Annotated in this window: 22 protein-coding genes; 1 reads left to right on the top strand and 21 read right to left on the bottom strand. The window is 40.9% G+C overall.

What is annotated here, in order from left to right:
• Positions 1-30: 30 nt before the first annotated feature.
• The 13 genes from era to rpsU form a co-directional block, all read right to left on the bottom strand.
• Positions 31-954 carry a GTPase Era gene (gene era / locus KHB02_RS13385; RefSeq protein ID WP_213144820.1) on the bottom strand — a complete coding sequence of 308 codons (924 nt, stop codon included), beginning with the start codon at positions 952-954 and terminating at the stop codon, positions 31-33.
• The gene (locus KHB02_RS13380) at positions 944-1,345 is read right to left on the bottom strand and encodes a cytidine deaminase (RefSeq protein WP_213144819.1); all 402 of its coding nucleotides are present in this window, start codon (positions 1,343-1,345) and stop codon (positions 944-946) included. The genes era and KHB02_RS13380 overlap by 11 nt, the downstream gene beginning before the upstream one ends.
• A 199-nt stretch (positions 1,346-1,544) precedes the next feature.
• Positions 1,545-1,934 carry a diacylglycerol kinase family protein gene (locus KHB02_RS13375; RefSeq protein ID WP_213144818.1) on the bottom strand — a complete coding sequence of 130 codons (390 nt, stop codon included), beginning with the start codon at positions 1,932-1,934 and terminating at the stop codon, positions 1,545-1,547.
• On the bottom strand, positions 1,912-2,328 hold the full coding sequence (ybeY, locus tag KHB02_RS13370; RefSeq protein ID WP_378584408.1) for an rRNA maturation RNase YbeY: 417 nt from the start codon (positions 2,326-2,328) through the stop codon (positions 1,912-1,914). Before ybeY ends, KHB02_RS13375 begins: the two co-directional genes overlap by 23 nt.
• Before the next feature lie 50 nt (positions 2,329-2,378).
• On the bottom strand, positions 2,379-4,550 hold the full coding sequence (locus KHB02_RS13365; RefSeq protein ID WP_213144816.1) for an HD family phosphohydrolase: 2,172 nt from the start codon (positions 4,548-4,550) through the stop codon (positions 2,379-2,381).
• Positions 4,551-4,723: 173 nt separating this feature from the next.
• Entirely contained in the window at positions 4,724-5,686 is a 963-nt protein-coding gene (locus tag KHB02_RS13360; protein ID WP_213144815.1) for a PhoH family protein, read from the bottom strand.
• Entirely contained in the window at positions 5,683-6,876 is a 1,194-nt protein-coding gene (yqfD, locus tag KHB02_RS13355; protein ID WP_213144814.1) for a sporulation protein YqfD, read from the bottom strand. Before yqfD ends, KHB02_RS13360 begins: the two co-directional genes overlap by 4 nt.
• A gap of 15 nt (positions 6,877-6,891) precedes the next feature.
• Complete coding sequence (yqfC, locus tag KHB02_RS13350; RefSeq protein ID WP_213144813.1) at positions 6,892-7,176, bottom strand: sporulation protein YqfC; 285 nt, start codon at positions 7,174-7,176, stop codon at positions 6,892-6,894.
• Positions 7,177-7,267: 91 nt separating this feature from the next.
• Positions 7,268-7,693, bottom strand: a complete 426-nt coding sequence (locus KHB02_RS13345; protein ID WP_213144812.1) for a hypothetical protein — start codon at positions 7,691-7,693, stop codon at positions 7,268-7,270.
• 24 nt (positions 7,694-7,717) lie between these two features.
• Positions 7,718-8,689, bottom strand: a complete 972-nt coding sequence (floA, locus tag KHB02_RS13340; RefSeq protein WP_372447637.1) for a flotillin-like protein FloA — start codon at positions 8,687-8,689, stop codon at positions 7,718-7,720.
• Positions 8,690-8,723: 34 nt separating this feature from the next.
• Positions 8,724-9,359 (bottom strand): NfeD family protein, encoded by a 636-nt coding sequence (locus KHB02_RS13335; RefSeq protein WP_213144811.1) that lies wholly within the window; start codon positions 9,357-9,359, stop codon positions 8,724-8,726.
• Between the two features lie 114 nt (positions 9,360-9,473).
• Positions 9,474-9,920 (bottom strand): GatB/YqeY domain-containing protein, encoded by a 447-nt coding sequence (locus tag KHB02_RS13330; RefSeq protein ID WP_213120130.1) that lies wholly within the window; start codon positions 9,918-9,920, stop codon positions 9,474-9,476.
• 13 nt (positions 9,921-9,933) lie between these two features.
• On the bottom strand, positions 9,934-10,107 hold the full coding sequence (gene rpsU, locus KHB02_RS13325) for a 30S ribosomal protein S21 (protein ID WP_007087607.1): 174 nt from the start codon (positions 10,105-10,107) through the stop codon (positions 9,934-9,936).
• A 218-nt stretch (positions 10,108-10,325) separates the two neighbouring features.
• Between rpsU and KHB02_RS13320 the strand changes: the two genes are divergently transcribed.
• Positions 10,326-11,270, top strand: coding sequence for a Na/Pi symporter (locus tag KHB02_RS13320; RefSeq protein ID WP_213144810.1), 945 nt, complete (start codon positions 10,326-10,328; stop codon positions 11,268-11,270).
• Between the two features lie 23 nt (positions 11,271-11,293).
• On the opposite strand, the gene mtaB is transcribed toward KHB02_RS13320, so the two are convergent.
• The 8 genes from mtaB to hemW form a co-directional block, all read right to left on the bottom strand.
• On the bottom strand, positions 11,294-12,667 hold the full coding sequence (gene mtaB / locus KHB02_RS13315; protein WP_213144809.1) for a tRNA (N(6)-L-threonylcarbamoyladenosine(37)-C(2))-methylthiotransferase MtaB: 1,374 nt from the start codon (positions 12,665-12,667) through the stop codon (positions 11,294-11,296).
• A 7-nt stretch (positions 12,668-12,674) separates the two neighbouring features.
• Complete coding sequence (locus KHB02_RS13310; RefSeq protein ID WP_213144808.1) at positions 12,675-13,424, bottom strand: 16S rRNA (uracil(1498)-N(3))-methyltransferase; 750 nt, start codon at positions 13,422-13,424, stop codon at positions 12,675-12,677.
• A 109-nt stretch (positions 13,425-13,533) separates the two neighbouring features.
• A complete protein-coding gene (prmA, locus tag KHB02_RS13305; protein WP_213144807.1) occupies positions 13,534-14,475 on the bottom strand; it encodes a 50S ribosomal protein L11 methyltransferase in 942 nt (313 codons plus the stop codon).
• Between the two features lie 17 nt (positions 14,476-14,492).
• On the bottom strand, positions 14,493-15,629 hold the full coding sequence (dnaJ, locus tag KHB02_RS13300; RefSeq protein ID WP_213144806.1) for a molecular chaperone DnaJ: 1,137 nt from the start codon (positions 15,627-15,629) through the stop codon (positions 14,493-14,495).
• Positions 15,630-15,990: 361 nt separating this feature from the next.
• Positions 15,991-17,826, bottom strand: a complete 1,836-nt coding sequence (gene dnaK, locus KHB02_RS13295) for a molecular chaperone DnaK (RefSeq protein ID WP_213144805.1) — start codon at positions 17,824-17,826, stop codon at positions 15,991-15,993.
• 34 nt (positions 17,827-17,860) lie between these two features.
• Positions 17,861-18,487, bottom strand: a complete 627-nt coding sequence (gene grpE / locus KHB02_RS13290) for a nucleotide exchange factor GrpE (protein WP_213144804.1) — start codon at positions 18,485-18,487, stop codon at positions 17,861-17,863.
• 101 nt (positions 18,488-18,588) lie between these two features.
• Entirely contained in the window at positions 18,589-19,620 is a 1,032-nt protein-coding gene (hrcA, locus tag KHB02_RS13285) for a heat-inducible transcriptional repressor HrcA (RefSeq protein ID WP_213145290.1), read from the bottom strand.
• Positions 19,621-19,697: 77 nt separating this feature from the next.
• Entirely contained in the window at positions 19,698-20,840 is a 1,143-nt protein-coding gene (gene hemW / locus KHB02_RS13280; RefSeq protein ID WP_213144803.1) for a radical SAM family heme chaperone HemW, read from the bottom strand.
• Between the last annotated feature and the right edge of the window lie 164 nt (positions 20,841-21,004).

Below are 21,004 nucleotides of genomic sequence, written 5' to 3'. Positions count from 1 at the left end.
GAGTGTTAATACTTTAGTTAAAGTGATTCACTAATATTCGTTTTCATTAAATCCATATTCACGAAGCTGGGACATTCTATTGCGCCAATCCTTTTGAACCTTTACCCACAGTTCCAAAAAGACTTTGGAACCTAGAAGGTTTTCAATATCGACACGAGCACGCTTGCCTATTTCCTTCAGCATGCTTCCCTGCTTGCCAATGATAATCCCTTTTTGTGAATCACGTTCGACAATAATGGTTGCCATGACATGAATAATGTCTTTATTCCCCTGCCGTTCCATTTTATCAAGAACAACAGCCAAGGAATGAGGGATTTCCTCCCTTGTTAAATGAAGGGCTTTTTCCCTGATTAACTCTGTAATGATAAAGCGTTCCGGATGATCGGTTACCTGATCGGCAGGATAGTATTGCGGCCCTTCAGGAAGAATTGCTTTAATTTGCTCAAGCAGTCTTTCGACATTATTTCCTTCCAGTGCGGAAATTGGCACAATTTCTTGAAAAGCATACTTTTCTTTATACAATTCAATAATCTGCAACAGCTCATCAGGGTGAACTTGATCAATTTTATTAATGACGAGAAAGACTGGTGTATTAATGGTTTGAAATTTTTCAAGAATAAATTCTTCACCACGACCAAAACCTTCTTCGGCATTGACCATAAATAAAACTAAGTCTACTTCTTTAAGAGTATTTTGGGCAACCTTCATCATGAAGTCGCCTAATTTATGTTTTGGTTTATGGATACCAGGGGTATCGATAAACACCATTTGGGCGTCTGAAAGGGTCAGAACTCCTTGGATTTTATTACGCGTCGTTTGCGGCTTGTCGCTCATGATGGCGATTTTTTGGCCGATTACCCGATTCAGAAAAGTTGATTTTCCAACGTTCGGGCGGCCAATAATGGATATAAACCCTGATTTATGATCTGTTCCGGAACTTGTATTATTTACCATTTAAATCCTCCGGCGAAAAAGCGCCTGGCAATAATTGTTCTACTGTGGTCTCTAGAACATCCCCTTTAAGGTTGGTTAAAACCACCTTCATTTCCCTTGGGCATAATTCTGCAATGACCTGCCTGCAGGCCCCGCATGGCGAGCATGGCCGATCAGTGTCAGCAACAACGGCCATCATTTGATATTGCCGGTCGCCTTCTGAAAACGCTTTAAAAACAGCAGTCCTCTCTGCACAGTTACACATACTGTAGGCGGCATTCTCAATATTACAGCCATGATATACTTTACCATCTGTTGTTAAAAGCGCTGCTCCCACGCCAAACTTAGAATAAGGAACATAAGCTTTTTCTCTTGCTTTTTTAGCTTCTTCGATTAGTTGTTCGATGTTCACTAGTCTTCTTTCCTTTCCAGCAGGAGTCCTGCTGTTTCTTTATTTTACCTCAAATTTTCCAAAAAAACATTATTTGTAAAGAAAAAAATAAAAGATTTAAAATAGTTGAAATATTCTTAAAAATAGTTTTTTCTAAGAAGAAGCTGTTTAGTCATTTTACCTAAATCAAGCGGCCATTTCAAATCCTGTAATCAAAAGCTTACAAAAACAATTCCAAGACATAGGGTAAAAATATGACGATTCCTATTACTAGTGTAATAATGGCAAAAATGAACACTGCTCCGGCAGCAATGTCCTTCGCCTGTTTAGCAAGAGGTTTATACTCATTTGTTACCAGGTCTACTACGCGTTCAATTGCCGTATTCAGTAATTCCAACGAAAACATGCCGCCAATTGAAACGAGAATAAACAGCCACTCTATTTTAGTAATAGAGAAGAACAAGCCAAAGGCAATCACAATAACAGCGCTTATTGCATGAAAACGCATATTTCTTTCATGCTTTAAGGCCGTCACAATTCCTTCTATGGCATAGGTAAAGGTGTGCCAAAATTTTTTTCGTTTAGGCCTATCTAGCGAGTCCATATTCATTTAAAATTTCCTTCTGCAGAGAGAACATTTCTTTTTCCTCTTCCTCTGTCATGTGGTCATACCCTAATAAATGGAGAAATCCATGCACAGCTAAAAAGCCAAGTTCCCTTACGAAAGGATGGCCATATTCTTCTGCCTGCTCCATTGCCTTAGGAACTGAAATGATAATATCTCCCAATACCCTTGGCATCTCCGCGCCCTCAATTTCTATTTCTCCCTCACCTAACTCTTCCATGGCAAATGAAATCACATCAGTTGGCGCGTCCTTATCACGGTATTCACGATTAATTTCTTGGATTCTTTGATTTGTCACAAAGGTAACCGAAACTTCACTATGTTCTTCAATGCTTAGCTTATTTGCTGCAAAATTTAGTAACCTTTCAACATCAAGCATCTGTTGGTCAGACAGCTGCTCTGTTTCATCTAATGAATCAATAAGTAATGTCATGCTTGTTTCACCTTCTTTGTTAGCTCAGGATATTCAATTCTAGAATGAAAGATCCCCTTTAATGTTTCACATAATGTGAAAGTGACAGTTTCAATTTCCTTCATGGTCAGATCACATTCATTTAATTGCCCATCTTGAAGACGGTCAGCCACAATTTTTTTCACAAGAGACTCAATCAACTCTGGCGTAGGCTGTGATAAGGACCGTACTGCAGCCTCAACACTATCTGCAATTCCCACCACGGCCGATTCCTTTGACTGTGCCTTCGGACCGGGATAACGGAAATCATCTTCCCTTACATCAGGATCGGCCTGAAGCGCTTTATGATAGAAAAACTTCAGTAAGGTGGTCCCATGATGCTGTTCCGCGATTTCAATTATTTCCTTTGGCATATGGCACTTCTTTAGCATATTCGAACCATCCGTTACATGGGCAATGATGATGCTCGCGCTTTTGTCCGGCGGCAGACGGTCATGCGGATTATCATGGTGGATTTGATTTTCGATAAAAAAGTTTGGCCGCCGCGTTTTGCCTATATCATGATAATAGCTTCCTACCCTTGCCAGCAAACCATTTGCACCAATAGCTTCGCAGGCAGACTCCGCTAAATTTGCAACCATCACGCTATGATGATAGGTCCCAGGGGCCTCCATTAAGATTTTCCTTAAAAGCGGATGATTTGGATTCGATAATTCGATCATCCTAATGGTTGATAGTATGCCGAAACTTGCCTCAAAAAAAGGCAGTAAGCCAATCGTCAACACCGCAGAGGCAATACCTGATACAAGGGCTGTAATAAAATAATACCCATATTCCAAGCCGGAATATTGCCCGTTTGGCAAATACATTAAAGCCAAAATGGTCAACAGATTCACTACTGCAGAAAATATCCCAGCCTGCAGAATTTTTGACCGCTGGTTTTGATTACTTAAAAATAATATGCCTCCCAAAGCACTGAATAAAATATAGATACCTTCTGAAAAGTTTAATGTCCCCGATACGCCTTCATTAAATAATACACTGCCGCAAACTGCAAGGATGATAGAGGTCATAATAGCCAGCTTTTCATCAATTAAAATTTTTATCATCATCCCCGCCAAGGCTGCAGGAAATAGATAGCCAATCGCAGAATAATTAAATACTTGCAGCATACTGAGTATTTTCAATAAAAAAATTGATAGAATGAAAATCATCCCGAACAATAACAAAAAGTTTTGTCTCTTTTCGGGGAGCGATTTCATTTGGTAAAAGTAACAATAAAGCGATGTAAGTATAATGCTTATTAAAACAACTAATCCAATGAACGGCTTAAAGGATTTTTCGTTATGTAGCAGTCCAACAAGCTTCAATTGACGGTAAATATCTTGGTTTATGAGTTTCCCTTCTTCTACAATAATTTGCCCTTGTAGAATCTTAACGGGTTCAACACTTTCCGCCGCCTGCCTCCTAAGTTCTTCGGTTGCAGAAGGGTCATAAAATTCATTTTGGATCACAGCATACCTGCCAAGATCAATTGCCGCAATTCTCATATTCTCGCTCAATGCTGAATATTTTACCTCTTCCTCAACCCTCTTTTTAGCATTTTCGACTTCATCCGCAGATATTCTTTTCGTCATTACATTGTTTATGGCGGTAACCGTTAAATCTTTTGCAATGGACAATTCTTCGTTATTTGCCTGAACTAATGCGGAAAAAACCTGATCGGATAAATCCTTCGATACCGTCGGCGTTAATTTCGACTTAAGCATCGTAACTTTTTCTGAAACACTAGGCTCTATAATTTGTGGCGGCTCCTCAGAAGCCTCTGCAGCCTGCTTTTTTTTATTATCCTTTACTTCATCATTTACTTCAGCCGCAGCGCTGAAAATGGAGGTAATTAGGTCAACGCGGTTTTGCGTATATTCATTTTTTAATGTATAGACAGCCTGAACCTGGTCGCGCGCCTCTTTTCTTTTCTTCTCCGTGCTTTGCTTATCTTCGACTGTCCCTGGAGACCGTATCGTTTTTCCTGCCACTGAAAACAATTCAATATCCAGCTTTTCCGGCTTTACGTTGTTAAACATAGCTGTGAAAAGAACAATTCCTAATACCAGGAAAAAAAGAATACGAAAGAATGTATTATCCAGCAGTTTGCGAATTCGAATGAAATGCACCTGCAGTTTTTCCAACTATATCCCTCCAACCACGTTTCCCTGAATTATCAAGTCTTTACACTTATGTTATTTATTGATTTTAGATGAAAGCTTGCTTTATGTAAAATGATAACAGTTTTTCCGTCAAGTTTCATCCTCAAAAAAAAAGGAATCACTTTTATATGCAGTGAGTCCCTTTCAAGTCCATCTTATTTTTCCTTTTTTTCGTATGCCAGTATGATTCTTCCGACAAGCGGGTGGCGAACGACATCGACCGCTTCAAAATAGACGAAGGAAATGCCCTTTATATTTTGTAGAATTTCCTCAGCCTCAACTAGGCCTGATTTAGCTCCTTTTGGCAAGTCTATCTGGGTTCGGTCACCTGTAATGACCATTTTTGAGCCGAATCCAAGTCTTGTCAAGAACATTTTCATTTGCGCATGTGTCGTATTTTGCGCTTCATCCAGGATAACGAAAGCATCATCAAGCGTCCGTCCCCTCATATACGCAAGCGGAGCAATTTCGATTGTCCCCCGTTCGATAAGCCTTCCTGTATGTTCTGCCCCCAATATATCATGGAGCGCGTCATACAATGGCCGTAAATATGGGTCGACCTTTTCTTTTAAATCGCCAGGAAGAAATCCAAGACTTTCTCCTGCTTCAACAGCAGGGCGAGTTAAAATGATTTTATTAACCTGTCCATTTTTCAGGGCGTTAACGGCCATAACAACGGCTAAATACGTTTTTCCTGTACCAGCAGGGCCAATTCCAAACACTAAATCATTTTTCTTAATCGAGTTGATATATTGCCTTTGGCCAAGCGTTTTAACACGGATGGATTTTCCTTTAACGTTTTTGCCGATTTCTTCCTCATATAGATTCACAAAGTAATCAAGGGTTCCCTTTTGAGCCATTTGCACGGCATATAAGACATCTCGCCCGCTAATGGCAATTCCCTTTCGGATGACAAACATTAAGCGGTCGAGTATTTGCCCAGCAAGAGAAACCTGCTCCTCATCTCCTGAGAGGTTGAGCGACTCACCCCTTGTAATAATCGAAACATTAAGCTCTTGTTCAATAATTTTTAAATGTTGGTCTGAAGTTCCGAGCAGCGCCATTGCTTCTGCAGGATTTTCAAGCTGTACCTTAATGGTTGTTAACTTTTCTGTCATTCATGAGTCTCCTTGGAAATCGGTTGTCCGACTGCAATGTTTTCAATGATTTTAAAATGAACGTCCAGTATAACCTTACCATTTTTATTGTCTTTGTGTAAAATTTTTTCATCTTTAATGATAGCATCCTCTTCTAAAAGACTTTTTATTTGTTTTCTGGCTAATTCGAGTGCGTTTTCTTCCGCTTCTTTTTCTGTGTAATTTCTCGTGTATTCCTCTCTTTCCCGAATGGTTTTATGAACATAGGAGATGGGCAGCTCCCATTTTAAGAAATGAATTTTATGTTCAACCGTTTCGGTTTCAGATTCCTTGAAATCCGGTTTACCAAAGCCCCAGATTGGCAGCTCAAATTTTCCAAATAATAATGAATGCTTTTGTTCCTCGTTTCCGTTATAGACTTTAAAGCTGGTTTCAAACGGCAGCTCAACATGGCTCATATACCAAGTTTCGCCCCAGACCTCTCCTTTTGCTGCGATCATTTTGGAATTTTCCCCTTCTCCGATTACACCAGAAACGAGTAATTGCCCTTCCTCCACATGATCGTTCTTATCCACCACTGGTTGTCCTTCTTCAATATATCTTTTAACAATAATCGCCTTCTTTTTGGCGACGAGATTTTGCGGAGATAGTTGCTCAGGCTTCTTCGGTTCGTTTTTTTCGACCACCTGGAGATGATAGGTTGTCCCTTTTAATTCCACACCAACCCACGTAAGATCACCAATGTTATTGGTTAACTGTCTTTGAATTCCCTCAACATTTTTTACCGAAAATTGCAGCTTGCCAATCTTAACGCCCATCTTGTCCAATTCTTTGCGAATTTGATACTCAGTTGCAGGCTTAGCCCCTTTAATTTGGATTCCCCAAATGACATTTGATAAAACAAAAATTATGATCAGGAAGACTCCCGCACCTATCAAAAAGCCGCTGTTTTTCAATATCCTTTTAAATAAAAAGGGCATGCCGGTTCTTCGTAAAAAAGAAACCCTGCACCCGCTGTTACGAACAAAATATCTGATTTTCTTGGCATCCTCAAGCCTCATTTTAAACGTAATGGTTTCTGTTCCATGCCGCTTTACCTTCCAGATAAAAAAGCCATTCCTAATCAGGACATTAATAAAGCGCTCCATCCCTTTACCGGATACTTTTACTGTGACAATTCCAAATAAATATTCCATCCACATATTCTTCATTTTGTTCCTCCCAGATTAATCATTAATAAACAGAACCTGATCTATTTTTCCTTCGAGTAATATCTCTTCAGGTAAGATGGTTTTAATGACGAAAGATTTTCCTTTTATCTGTAACTGTCCCTGTTTTAATAGCAGACGGAGTTCTTTATCGGTAAAGGCGAGCAAGCCTCGGTGATTTTCTATATAAATATGGATTTGTCCGATCATCGTAATTCGGGGTAAATCCATCAAAACGTCTTGAGGAAGATCCATTTTATTAGCCATCCAGTTGCGAATCCGTTGGCCCCATTTTTTTGCCATAAAAAAAGAACCCCCTTTCATCTCATGTTTATGAAATGAATAGGGGTTCTAGCACATCTTTTTCGTACTGGGTCCTGCGTTCTTTAAGGCATTACCCTCTACCCTTTTTTACGTAATACGATTTTTTAGATCGTGGCTCACCAAGAATTTCGGCCCAAATGATACCATTGATTATTTTTTGCGGGGTTGGTTCCACAGAAATGGCAGTTTCCCCCTCGACAACATTAGGATCTACCTTTGCTTTCTGGCTGATTTCGGCAGGCTTTTCCTCGCTCTGATTTACAGTTGAACCAGTTGCCATCTTCTTTTTTACCTTTTGATAAGCTTTTTCTATATCCTTTTCGTTGTTTTGTTTAGATTGTTTAAATTTCGTTTTAACCGGCTCATTTTGAAAATGAGCCCTTAAATCTTCAAAGGTATTCATAGAAAATGGTTTATATTTTGTCGTTGGTTTTTTCCCTTTGCGAAAAATCGTGGAGATGATTCCAAGAATGATTAGGAAGAGCAGCGTTTCCATTACAACCGCCTCCTAAGATGAATTTTACTGACCATCTTTGTTTTCTCCTGTTATTTTCCCGATTGACCCTCTCATTTCAGTATCGGCGGAGATGTTTTTAAAGTTAAGATAATCCATGACGCCGATATTGCCCGATTTCAATGCCTCAGCCATCGCAAGCGGCACTTTTGCATCGGCCTCTACTACCTTGGCTTTCATTTCCTGCACCTTGGCCTTCATTTCTTGCTCTAGGGCGACAGCCATAGCCCTCCGTTCCTCCGCTTTCGCCTGAGCAATCTTTTTGTCAGCCTCCGCTTGTTCCGTCTGCAATTCAGCGCCAATGTTCTTGCCGATATCAACATCAGCTATATCAATCGAGAGAATTTCAAATGCAGTGCCTGCATCAAGCCCTTTGGCCAGTACCGTTTGCGAAATCAAATCAGGATTTTCTAGGACTTTGCTGTGGCTATCTGATGAACCGATGGTGGAGACAACGCCTTCGCCAACACGAGCAACGACCGTTTCCTCGCCGGCGCCCCCAACAAGGCGATCAATATTGGCACGAACAGTAATTCTTGCCTTTGCTTTTACTTCAATTCCGTTCATGGCAACACCTGCAATAAACGGTGTTTCAATAACCTTCGGATTCACACTCATTTGAACGGCTTCCAGTACGTCACGTCCCGCTAGGTCAATAGCAGCACAACGCTCAAATGATAACTCAATATTTGCCCGATGTGCGGCAATAAGTGCATTTACCACACGGTCAACATTCCCGCCCGCCAAATAATGGCTTTCGAGCTGGTTTGTAGTAACATTTAAACCAGCCTTATGGGCTTTTATTAGCGGATTAACCACCTTGCTTGGTGTTACCCTTCTCAATCTCATTCCTATTAAGGTAAAAATACTGATTCTAACACCCGCAGCAAGCGCAGAAACCCAAAGCATGACCGGCACAAACGATAACAGGATGCCAAATAAAATTAAGGCAATAACCACAAAACCAATAATAAAAATAGATCCGTCCACAGTCCATTACTCCCTTCTGTTATTAAATTACCTCTCTGACAACAATTCGAGCACCTTCGACCTTGATGACCTTAATTTTTGAATTTTGGGCAATAAACCCGCCCTCACTTACCACATCAACTCTTTCATTATTAAAAATTGCTGTACCAGCAGGCCTTAAGATGGTTAATGCCACTCCTTCTTTCCCCAATAAATCGGTACGATTAATATTGGAAACATAACCATCTTCTTTTTTGGCGGAATCAAATAAAACCAATTTATTGAATAAAACAAGCTTTTTTCCCAGCACCTTTATCATTAAAAAGAACACGAGGGTTGATAAGAAAATTGAAATTAAAATTGAAACACCCATTTGTAAAGCATCCTCTCCGGCTAGAAAGAAGCTTAAAATCAAAGCTGCCAGGCCCAAAGTTCCCGCAACTGCCCCCGGAAGAAACAATTCAAAGAAAAGCAGCAGGATTCCCCCAGCAAATAAAACCAGAGTGCCAACACCGGCATAGCCTGCCATGAAATGCCCATAAAAAAATAAAACAAGCGCCAAAAGTCCAATTAAGCCTGATAGTCCAAACCTTGGCGAAAAAAGCTCCAATACCAGTCCAACTCCGCCAATCGTCAGGAGAACGGTTACAACAACAGGGTTCATAAGAAACTCAACCATCCGAGCCCTCCTTTCTTTACATCCTATAATAATACTTACGGATTATTGGCCTGAAAGTTTCATTTAAAAAATAAAAGACCACAGGCATTTACCTATGGTCTTAGTGTCAGAATACTATGAAAGGTGTTGTTGTACAAATTTATTAACAAGTGAGCCGTCTGCTTTGCCCTTTACTTTAGGCATAATAGCAGCCATCACTTTTCCCATTTCCGTTTTTGATTTTGCACCGACTTCAGCAATAGTTTCTTTTACTATTTCTGAAAGTTCCTCTTCGGAAAGCTGTTTCGGCATATACAGTTCGACAATAGCGATCTCTGTACGCAATTTTTCAACCAAGTCTTCACGACCGGCCTTATCAAACTCATGGAGGGAGTCTTTGCGTTGTTTTAATTCGCGAGAAAGGACCGTTAACTCATCTGCATCGGACAGCTCACTTACACCAAGCTTAATCGCCTCGTTTTGAATCGAAGCTTTAATCATCCGAATAACAGAAAGTTTGTCTTTTTCCTTGTTTTTCATCGCTTGTTTCATGTCATTATTTAAACGCTCGAGAAGACTCATTTATTACACCCTCTTAAAACTTACGTTTTCTTGCTGCTTCAGACTTTTTCTTACGTTTTACACTTGGCTTTTCGTAGAATTCGCGCTTTCTTGCCTCTTGCAAAGTACCAGTTTTTGATACTGTACGTTTGAAGCGACGAAGAGCATCTTCAAGCGATTCGTTTTTACGAACAACGGTTTTAGACATTCTCTTTCCCTCCCTCCGAAACACAACACACTTACATTCAATCCATGTACCTTGCAATTATAATATAACCTAGGTGCAAGGTCAACTGTATTTCACACTGATGTGACAAGGAATGTACATTTTATGCAAATTATTTTTTAGCATGTCTTAATTTTCCTTTTAAAGATGGCATGTCCCCCCCTATCTGACCATACAATGAAGGGGGGGGAGGATAGACCATGCTTTACATATTATTATTTGTACTTTGCATTTTAATATTTATTTTTGGCATGACAATAATCAGATTTGGACTATTTAATTTATCCGCCAACAAGCTTAAGACATGGCTGATAAAACTAACCAGTACACCTTTAAAGGGAATGCTGACGGGGACATTTATAACTGCACTCTTGCAAAGCAGTTCTGCGGTAATGGTTATTACAATCGGCTTAATTTCCGCAAGAATCATGACTTTTCCTCAATCGATTGGGATTATTCTTGGTACCAATATTGGTACTACTTTTAAGACAGAATTAATTACGTTTGACATAGATGCTGTTCTTGTCCCATTTGCGATAATTGGGGCAATTCTAATTTTATTTCCCAATAAAAAAGCCAGAAGTATTGGAATGCTTCTGTTTGGCATCGCTTCTGTTTTTACGGCGATGAAGGGGTTTGAAAGGTTAGCTGAGCCGTTAACATCGATGAATGTGATCCATCAATTCATACTTTCCATAAATGATAATATTCTGATGAGTTTATTAACGGGAACGGTCATTACTGCCATTATTCAATCAAGTACGGCAATGACCGGGATTACAATGGGATTTCTAACTGCGGGGCTCCTGCAGCTTGATGCGGGAATTGCCATTGTTCTAGGGGCTAATATTGGAACCTGTATCACCGCCATTATTGCATCCATTGGCGGCGGGAAGGAGTCAAAATTGGCGGCCTATGCGCATGTGTGGCTAAATGTTTTTGGCGTATTATTATTTATCCCGCTCATCCCTCTGCTGACCGAAAATGCCCCGCTGCTCGCAGCCAGGAAGGATGTTCAACTGGCTCATATCAGCGTTATTTTTAATGTAGTGTCCTCTCTGTTGGTGCTGCCGTTTGCAACTAAGTTTGGCGAGATGATTTTATTTTTACACGATAGAAGACCCTCAAAACCGATAACAAAATGAAAGGACCCACAAATGGGTCCTTTTTAAATAGCTGCTTCTTCAGTTGTAAAAACTTCTTCCTTAACAATTGCTGTATCTTCAACCACACGGACAAATTGTCCCTCGTTGTAAGGGTATCCGGCTTTTGTAATCTTTACTTTTACAATTTTGCCAACCATATCTTCAGTTGCCGGGAAAACAACCTTTAAGTAGTTATCAGTGTAGCCAACGTAAAGGCCTGATTCAGCCTCTTCTTTAAACTCCTCTTCCGGAATAACCTCCAGAACCTCACCTTCAAATTCTGAAGCATACTCTTTTGCTAGTTGATCAGAAAGAGTGATTAAGCGGTGAACGCGGTCATTTTTGGCCTCTTCATCAACTTGATCTTCCATTCTGGCAGCAGGTGTTCCTGTACGCTTGGAGTAAGGGAAAACATGAAGCTCGGAGAATTTATGTTCTTTTATAAAATTAAAAGTCTCCATAAATTCCTCTTCCGTTTCACCAGGGAAACCAACAATTACGTCAGAGGTTACAGCTAGACCTGGCAGGATTTCCTTCAAACGTTCCAATCTCTCTGCGAAAAATTCCATTGTATATTTACGACGCATTCTTTTCAAAACAGTATTTGAACCAGATTGAATCGGAATATGCAAATGGCGGACAACAATATTCGAATGCTTGATGACTTCAATTACTTCATCGGTAATTTGGCTGGCCTCTATCGAAGAAATTCTCAGTCGTTCTATTCCTTTAACCTGTGCCTCTAAGTCGCGAAGCAGCATCGCAAGATTATAATCCTTCATATCCTCGCCATAACCGCCTGTGTGAATACCTGTAAGGACAATCTCCTTATAGCCCGCATCCACTAATTGCTGGGCCTGGCGAATAACTTCCTGCGGATCACGTGATCTCATCAGGCCGCGTGCCCATGGAATAATACAGAATGTACAAAAATTATTGCAGCCTTCTTGAATTTTCAAAGAGGCACGTGTTCTGTCTGTAAAGGATGGTACATCCAGTTCTTCATAGACGCGATTCTTCATGATATTGCCGACACCGTTAATTGGCTGCCGTTCTGTTTTATACTGCTCGATATAGTCCAGCATTTTAACACGATCCTGTGTTCCTACAACAACATCTACGCCAGGGATAGCCATGATCTCTGCCGGCGATGTTTGTGCATAACAGCCTGTAACACAGATCACCGCATCTGGGTTCTTTCTAACCGCACGACGGATGACTTGGCGGCTTTTTTTATCTCCTGTATTTGTAACCGTACAGGTATTTATCACATAAACATCTGATATGGATTCAAAATCCACGCGCTCATAGCCTTCTTGCTTAAATAATTGCCAAATGGCTTCTGTTTCATAGTGGTTGACTTTACAACCCAATGTATGAAAAGCAACTGTTGCCATTGTATGTTCACCTCAGTAATTCAAAATGATAGGAAATGGCCGCAAGGGAATACAATGGGGCCGTTTCCGTCCTTAATATGCGCGGACCGAGTCCGCAAAGATCAAAACCATTATGCGTTAACTGCTGTACCTCTTCTTCTGAAAGGCCCCCTTCGGGTCCAAAGACAAGAAGGAGAGATTCACCAGGTTTTAATTGTTTCAGGACAGCAGAAAAAACGGATGTTTCTCCGTTTCTACTTTCCTCCTCATACGCAGCTAATCTATAATCAAATTCTTTACTTTTAGCAAGCAATTCTTTAAAACTCATCGCTCTTTCCACTTTTGGCAGCATGGCACGATGTGATTGCTCGGCCGCCTCTTTGGCAATTTTTTGCCATCTCTCTATTTTTTTCGCAGCCTTTTTCTCATCCCATTTAACAACCGAGCGTGCGGCCGAGAAAGGGATAAACTGATGAGCTCCTAATTCCGTTCCTTTTTGGATAATCCACTCAAGCTTGTCCCCTTTAGGCAGCCCGCTTGCAATAGTAATTGAAATCGGCATCTCAGAAACTTCTTCTTTCCATTGTACAACGTCTGCAGCAACTCTTTCATCGGTAATTTCTGCAAGCCGGCAGATGGCCTGCTTTCCATCAGGATCGACACAGATGATTTGATCGCCAAGTTCCATGCGCATCACCTTGACTATATGGTGGCGATCTTCTTCGTCTATGAAAAAACGATCTTCACTTGCTCGGTTTTTAACAAAATAGCGCTGCACAACTTTGCACCCTCTCTAAAACAGAATACGTCTTATTTTACTAAAATTTAACGCAATAATAAAGAATGAAATACAAAAAGGGGAATGAATATCCCCCCTCGCTTCTTCATTATACCCTTTTAGAAATAATGGCAACCCAATCCTCCATTAAAATGGTTTCTGTAATTTCAAAACCGGATAATACAAGTGCCTCTTTTACTTGATCTTTTTTCTGCTGAATAATACCTGATGTAATGAAATAACCTCCCGGCTTTACAATCCGGGCCGCATCATCGGTAAATCGCAAAATGACTTCCGCTAAAATATTGGCCACAATGACATCAGCTGATCCTTCTTCAACGCCATCAAGCAGGTTATTCTGAGAAACATTCACCTTATTGTGAACTTTGTTTAACTTAATATTTAATTTTGCCTGTGTAACCGCCACTTCATCAAGGTCAAAAGCCCTGACATCCTCTGCTCTCAGCATGGCAGCAGCAATACTTAGAACACCCGAACCTGTTCCAACATCAATGACTCGATCACCAGGGCGGACCGTTCTTTCAAGGGCTTGAATACACATCACCGTCGTCGGATGTGTCCCCGTACCAAACGCCATGCCTGGATCCAATTCAATGATTAATTCATCGCTGCTGACGGGGTTATATATCTCCCAAGTAGGTACAATCGTGAACTTTTCAGAGATCTTAACAGGGTTATAATACTTCTTCCAAGCAGTCGCCCATTCTTCCTCGTTTACCTCACTGATTGTAACCTTATTTAAGCCTATATCAATATTGAATAGGATAAGATTATTAATAGAATCTTTAATCGCTTCGACTGTTTCGCCCAAGAAGCTATTGACCGGCAAATAGGCCTTTACAATGACACCTTCCTCAGGGTAATCATCTGGATTAAGCTGGTAGATTTCACCGAATTGATCTTCCCTTTCCTTTGTCAATTCAAATGGATCCTCAATTACAACACCGCTCGCCCCAGCTTCGTGTAAAATATGAGAAATTGGCTCAATCGCTTCATTTGTTGTGTGGATACTAATTTCAGACCATTTCATTCTACCAGCTCCAATCCTTACTCGCCTTTAAAGGCACGTTTTACTTTTGAAAAAAAGCTTTCTTCATGTTCCCCTAGAGGAGCATTGCCGCTTGCCTCATCAAATTCGCGCAGCAATTGTTTTTGTTTATCACTTAATTTTGTTGGGGTGATAACCCGAACAAGAATATGTTGATCGCCCGTACCATAACCACGGACATTCGGAACGCCTTTTCCTCTTAATCGGAATTTGGTTCCGGTTTGTGTACCAGAAGGTACCTTCAATTTTACTTTCCCATGCAAGGTTGGCACTTCAATCTCGGCTCCGAGTGTCGCCTGAACAAACGTGATTGGCATTTCACAATAAATGTCATCGCCATCACGTTCAAAAAATTCATGCTCACGAACGTGGAAAACAACATAAAGATCTCCTGCCGGCCCGCCGTTAATACCACCTTCGCCTTGTCCAGAGAGACGCATCTGCTGGCCATCGTCAATACCCGCAGGAATTTTCACATGAATCTTTTTCCGCTTCTTTACTTTACCAGTGCCGCCGCATGTGGCACATTTATTTTTAATTTCTTTACCAGTTCCGTTACAGTAGTGGCAGGTACGTCTGTTCACAATTCTGCCGAATGGAGTATTCTGCTCCACACTTACTTGTCCTGAACCCTGACAATGTTTACAGGTCTCTGGCTTCGTTCCAGGCTTTGCTCCTGTACCACTACATGTTTCACATGTTTCTTCACGAGGCATTTCAATATCCGTTTCTTTACCGAATGCCGCTTCCTCAAAAGAAATGGTCATTGTATATTGCAGGTCTGCACCCTGTCTTGGCGCATTCGGGTCTCTCCGACGAGAACCGCCTCCGCCAAAAAAGGTATTAAAGATATCTTCAAAGCCGCCAAAACCGCCGCCGAAATCAGAACCGCCGCCAAATCCTCCGAAGCCTTGATTCGGGTCTGTATGTCCGAATTGGTCATAGTGTGCCCGTTTTTGGTCATCACTCAACACTTCATAGGCTTCTGCAATTTCCTTAAATTTATCCGCTGCATCCGGTTCTTTATTGATATCCGGGTGATATTGTTTAGACAGTTTGCGATAAGCCTTTTTTATTTCATCCTTAGAGGCACCTTTGCTTAAACCAAGCACCTCATAGTAATCCCGTTTACTCATTGATTACCATCACTCCCGAATCTTTTCACATAAAGATTATTCTAACACCCTAGGAAAGGTATAGCAATAAATAAAAACTCGCCGACTGGCGAGTCCATTAGGACAAAGACAGAGGCGTAGTTATATTTATGCGTTCAGAATTTATGAAATAAATTCTGATTAGCTAAAAAAGCCAAAGCCTTTAGTCTGACTTTGACTTTTTTATCAGTAATACAAGTAACCGTCTAATACAACGATTACTGTCTAGCTCCAGCGCCTAGGGGCTCTGGGTCATAAGCCAATCCGTCCTGAAGGTTAAAAAGCAACCTTCAAGCCGGCTCGTCTTATGCCTGTCGTCACTGGTCAAGGCGCTTCCGCTTTTCTATTTATCGTCTTTAACTTCTTCAAACTCTGCATCAACTACATTGTCGTCTTTTTTGCCAGAGGCACCTGCATCAGCGCCGCCTGCCTGCGCTTGCTGTGCAGCAGCAGCCTGCTCATATAGCTTTACAGTCAAAGCCTGAACGATTTCTTGAAGAGCATCTTTTTTCGCACGCATTTCTGCTAAATCGTTTTTCTCGATAGCTTGCTTTAGAGCATCCTTCGCATCATTTGCTTTTGCTACTTCAGCAGCGTCAACCTTACCTTCCAGATCCTTTAAGGTTTTTTCTGTCGTAAAGACTAGCTGATCTGCTTCATTGCGAAGATCTGCTTCTTCTTTGCGTTGTTTATCCGCCTCCGCGTTTTCTTCTGCTTCACGGACCATTTTTTGGATTTCATCATCAGAAAGTCCTGTAGATGATTTGATGGTAATTTGCTGCTCTTTATTTGTACCAAGATCCTTGGCACGAACATTTACGATACCGTTTTTATCAATATCGAAAGTTACTTCGATTTGCGGAATTCCGCGTGGTGCCGGTGGAATGTCAGATAACTGGAAGCGGCCTAATGTTTTATTGTCCGCTGCCATTGGACGCTCCCCTTGAAGAACGTGGATATCCACGGCTGTTTGGTTGTCAGCAGCAGTTGAGAACACCTGTGACTTGGAAGTTGGAATGGTTGTATTACGGTCGATTAATTTTGTAAATACACTGCCCATTGTTTCAATACCAAGGGATAATGGCGTTACATCTAGAAGTACAACGTCTTTTACGTCACCAGTGATAACGCCGCCCTGAATTGCTGCACCCATCGCTACAACTTCATCAGGGTTTACACCGCGATGCGGCTCTTTGCCAGTTGCCTTTTTAATAGCTTCTTGAACAGCCGGGATACGAGTAGAACCACCGACAAGAATAACTTTGTCAAGTTCTGATGGAGACATACTTGCATCGCTCAATGCCTGGCGGACAGGTCCCATCGTACGTTCAACAAGATGTGCTGTTAATTCATCAAATTTAGCCCTTGATAAAGTTACTTCCAAATGAAGCGGACCTGCAGGGCCTGCAGTGATAAATGGCAGGGATACCTGCGTGGAAGTCACGCCGGAAAGATCCTTTTTCGCTTTTTCAGCAGCATCCTTCAAACGTTGCAAGGCCATTTTATCTTGAGAAAGGTCAATGCCATTTTCCTTTTTGAATTGATCTACTAAATAATCAATAATCACTTGGTCAAAATCATCACCGCCAAGACGGTTGTCGCCAGCAGTTGATTTTACCTCAAAAACACCGTCTCCAAGTTCAAGAATGGAAACGTCAAATGTACCACCGCCAAGGTCATAAACAAGAATCGTTTGATCTTGGTCTGTTTTATCCAAACCGTATGCTAAAGCAGCAGCAGTCGGTTCGTTAATGATCCGTTCTACTTCAAGACCGGCAATTTTACCTGCATCCTTCGTAGCCTGGCGCTCAGCATCGTTAAAGTAAGCAGGAACTGTAATGACTGCCTTTGTTACTGGCTCACCAAGATAATCCTCTGCATAGGATTTTAAATACTGAAGAATGATAGCCGAAATTTCCTGCGGTGTATATTGCTTTCCTTCAATTTCTTCCTTATGGGCAGTCCCCATATGACGTTTAATGGAAATAATCGTATTTGGGTTTGTGATCGCCTGGCGCTTTGCCACTTCCCCTACTTGACGTTCCCCATTTTTGAAGGCTACAACAGATGGAGTTGTACGGTTGCCTTCTGGATTGGGAATTACCTTTGGTTCCCCGCCTTCAAGTACAGCAACACAGGAGTTGGTTGTACCAAGGTCAATACCGATAATTTTGCTCATTGCCTTTATCCTCCTTATAAAATAATATGTAGGCTTATTGATTCACTTTTACCATTGATGGCCGAATCACCCGGTCTTTTAGTAAATAGCCCTTCTGGAATTCCTCAATCACTATGTTTGAGCCATAAGCAGCATCGTCTCCCTGCATTACAGCATGATGCTGATGGGGATCAAATTCCTTCCCCACTGCTTCAATTGGCTCGACACCTTCTTTTTTCAAAGCATCGATTAAGCTGCGGTAGACCATATCCATTCCCTGCAGCACTGACTTTGTTTGTTCGTTGTCTGCCTCAATCTCCAAAGCTCTTCCAAAGTTATCAAGTACCGGAAGTAAATCGGTCACTAGTTTTTGCGCTCTATATTTTTCGCCCGCCTCTTGATCCAAGCGGGTACGGCGTTTGAAATTATCAAAGTCTGCTTGCAGGCGAAGGTAGCGGTTCTCTGCCGCCTCCAGTTTATCCTTTAACATTTGTATTTCCTGCAATTGCGCTTCAGCTTCAGCACGAACAGGCTGTTCAGCAGTTTCTGCCTCCATTTCAATTGTTTGTTCAATTGATTGTCCGGCACGAGCAGCTTCATTATCAGTAAATTCAACGTTTTCGCTGCCTCTTAAATCTTCCATTTCTTCATTCAAGGTATTGTTTTTTTCGTTTGACAACATACTCACCTCCCTTAAAGAATCAAATCTCAATTATTTAATGGCTGATAACCATGGTAAGAGGGTGAAATGGTTGATTTCACCCTTACTCAATATTACCAGTGTTATTTGTATTGATACAGCTTTGTTAATACCGCCGATAAATCATGGCTTAATAACTGCAATAAGCTGATAACACGTGAATATTCCATCCTTGTCGGGCCAAGAATCGCAATCGTCCCCAATTTTTCTGTGCCGGCAGAATAAGTAGCCGTGATCAGACTGCAATCTTCCATGATACTATTTTGATTCTCACTGCCTATCTTCACGCTAATACCCTTTTGATTGCTTCTGATTAAATTTGTAATCCAATCTTCTCGATCTATCATGGTTAATAGATTACGTATTTTGGCAATATCATGAAATTCTGGCTGACTTAACATGTTCGTTTTCCCTGCGAAAAATAACTTCTCAGTTGCTGGCATTTTAAAGGTTTCCGCAATGGTATGAAGAAAAAGATCATAACGGCGGATATGCTGTTTTAAAAGCATTGCCACCTCTTTAAAAATCTTATCATGTAAATCTTCAAGCGGGACGCCGGATAATTTTTCGTTTAGGATGTTGACGATTTTCTCCAATTCGCTCATATCAAGTACAGCCGGCAGTGAAAAGGTCCTATTTTCCACATGGCCAGTATCTGTCACTAAGATTGCAACAGCTGTTTCTTTGTTTAAAGGGATGATTTGAATTCTTTTTAGCTTATTGATGCCGACATCCTGCCCTAGAACAATAGAAGTATAATTCGTCATTTCTGACAAAATTTTCGCAGACCTTTGGATAATTTTTTCAAATTCAAAAATCCTCTCCGCAAAGATGGATTGAATGATTGAAATATCCTGAGGATTCAAAGTCTGCGGTGAAAGCAAATGGTCAACGTAGTAACGATAACCTTTTTCCGAAGGGACACGCCCCGATGAGGTATGGGTTTTTTCGATAAACCCCATTTCCTCAAGATCGGCCATTTCATTTCGAATCGTTGCCGAACTAAAGGAAATTTCCTCTTTTTTCGACAAACTTCTAGAGCCGACTGGTTGTGCAGATCGAATAAAGTCATCAACAATAACCTGAAGAATCAACAATTGACGATCTGTTAACAACATTCATCACCTCTGTTAGCACTCCGCATTAACGAGTGCTAATTATACTAATAAATTATCAAAAAGGAATTATGGTGTCAATTACATACTCCTAAAAACGACTGAAAAACTTCATTTCCTAGCAGACGGCCCTTTTTAGTTAAATATATTCTGCCATCCTGTACATTTAACAATTGTCTTGATGTTAAATCAACTAATTCCTGCTTAAATAATTGCTCGGGATCACGGTCAAATTTCATTTTAAAACGTGAGATTGAAACACCTTCCGTTTTTCGCAGGCCTAAAAACATTTCTTCCTCCATTTGTTCCGCTAATGTTACTGGATGTTCCTCAATGAAAGGAAGTTTTCCACTGTTAATCTGGTCCATATATTTTTTCAAAGGCCCATAATTTGAACGGCGAAAGCCGTCTACGTAGCTATGCGCTCCAGCCCCAAAACCAAAGTAGTTTTCGTTGTCCCAATAGGTTAAATTATGCTTGCTTTCAAAGCCGGGCTTGGCAAAGTTGCTGATTTCATACTGTTTGAATCCGTGTTTTTCCATTGCCTCCATTACCATTTCGTACATTTGTGCCTCTATATCCTCACCTGGGACTGGAAGGCGGCCTTTTTTCATTAAATTATAAAAAATGGTCTTAGGCTCGATAATTAACGAGTAGGCCGAGTAATGCGGAATGTCCAATGAAAACGCCGTATGAATAGAAGCTTGAAAGTCTTCAAGTGTTTGCTCGGGCAAACTGTAAATCAGGTCGATACTAATATTCTGAAATCCTGTCTCCTTCACATTGTCAATGGTTCGATAGACATCCTCGGCCCGATGAACACGGCCGATTTTTTTCAACAATTCATCATTAAAGGTTTGGACGCCAAGACTTATCCGGTTGACACCTGCATCCTTTAATATTTGTAATTTTTCCTTCGATAAATCACCGGGATTTGCCTCGAAAGTAAATTCTACATCTGAACTTTTCAATAAATGTCGGTTAATGCTTTCACAGAATCGTTCAAGCTGTTTTTCATTTAAAGAGGTGGGCGTTCCTCCCCCAACAAAAATAGTATCAAGTTCTTTCACTGGATACTGCGCCAGAGTCATTTGCATTTCCCGATCCAGAGCTAGTAAGTATTCATCAACAGGCTGCCCCTTAAGAAACACTTTGTTAAAATCACAATAATGGCAAATATGTTCACAAAAAGGAATGTGCAGATAGGCAGCTTTAATCATTTATGTTTCAACTCCTAATTAATAAATGAAAACTCGCCGATTGGCGAGTCCGTTAGGACGATGACAGAGGCGTAGTTGAATTTATGCGTTAAGGGATTATAAAATTTGGAAAAATTTTATAATCCCTTATTAGCTAACAAAAAGAGGCAGGCTTCACCTTTATG

Source organism: Neobacillus citreus (genome assembly GCF_018343545.2).
GTDB classification, from domain to species: Bacteria; Bacillota; Bacilli; order Bacillales; family Cytobacillaceae; genus Neobacillus; species Neobacillus citreus.
Note: the sequence above shows the minus strand (reverse complement) of the source record. Positions and strands in the feature narration are given on the sequence as shown.